We start from the raw sequence: 845 nt of genomic DNA on the forward strand, positions 1-845 counted from the left end.
TCATAGTGGAATCCGCCGATAAAAGCGTTTTTTATTAAATGTGCAGAAAAGGTTCCTTGTCCCTGTTGTAATCATCAGGACTTCAAGGTCATTGGTTCAAGGGAGAGAAAGTTAAAAGATGAGAGAGGCATGGCCAGAACGTTTATCATCAGGAGGCTGCGTTGCCAGCAGTGCAACAAGATTCACCACGAGCTTCCTGACTTAATGATCCCATATAAACGATACGCTGCAGATGTCATCGAGGAAACCATTTTTCAAACAGCCCACCTGACGGTGGCAGCGGATGAATCTACGATTTACGGGTGGAGGAAATGGTTTTCTACTTTGATTGATTACTGGTTGTTTATTCTTCAATCCTTACTGTGGCAGCGGATGAATCTACGATTTACGGGTGGAGGAAATGGTTTTCTACTTTGATTGATTACTGGTTGTTTATTCTTCAATCCTTACTGATTCAATTTGAGCAGAATGAGACCCCAACGGTCGACCTGTCCAGTCGTCTGTTGCCTGTACATAAACGAATTGGACAATGGTTTGGCACAGCAAGTGGATGGCTGGGGAAAATTGTCCATCCAGTTGCAAATCATCATTTTTGGATACATACCCGTTCTGCGTTTTTGTCCGCTTATCCATGATTTACACTTCAATTATCAAGAAAAAAGGAGTGTTAACAATGGATAGAACTAAAGCAGATGAAAAGGCAACGAATCGCTTTCAAATGATTGCGCCGTTATTAGATGAAGAATTGGATAAGCAGGGGCGAGGAAGACTCATCAAGCAAATCTGTCTGAGGCACGGACTTTCAGAACGCACCATTCGACGCTATATCTCGCAGTTTAAGGAAA

The 845-nt window shown here is 42.6% G+C and carries 2 protein-coding genes; one reads left to right on the plus strand and one right to left on the minus strand.

The annotated features are described in order from the left end of the window. Window positions 1-90: 90 nt before the first annotated feature. Entirely contained in the window at window positions 91-417 is a 327-nt protein-coding gene (locus FZC79_RS23745) for a DUF6431 domain-containing protein (RefSeq protein WP_252183451.1), read from the plus strand. Window positions 418-432: 15 nt separating this feature from the next. On the opposite strand, the gene FZC79_RS23750 is transcribed toward FZC79_RS23745, so the two are convergent. Beyond that, entirely contained in the window at window positions 433-633 is a 201-nt protein-coding gene (locus FZC79_RS23750) for a hypothetical protein (protein ID WP_252183450.1), read from the minus strand. Window positions 634-845 lie beyond the last annotated feature (212 nt).

Origin of the sequence: Rossellomorea vietnamensis, from assembly GCF_008180615.1 — a bacterium.
Lineage (GTDB): Bacteria > Bacillota > Bacilli > Bacillales > Bacillaceae_B > Rossellomorea > Rossellomorea vietnamensis_D.

Coding starts and splice junctions, on each gene's coding strand:
- FZC79_RS23750 (WP_252183450.1), bottom strand. CDS start 633: ATGGATAAGCGGACAAAAACGCAGAACGGGTATGTATCCAAAAATGAT.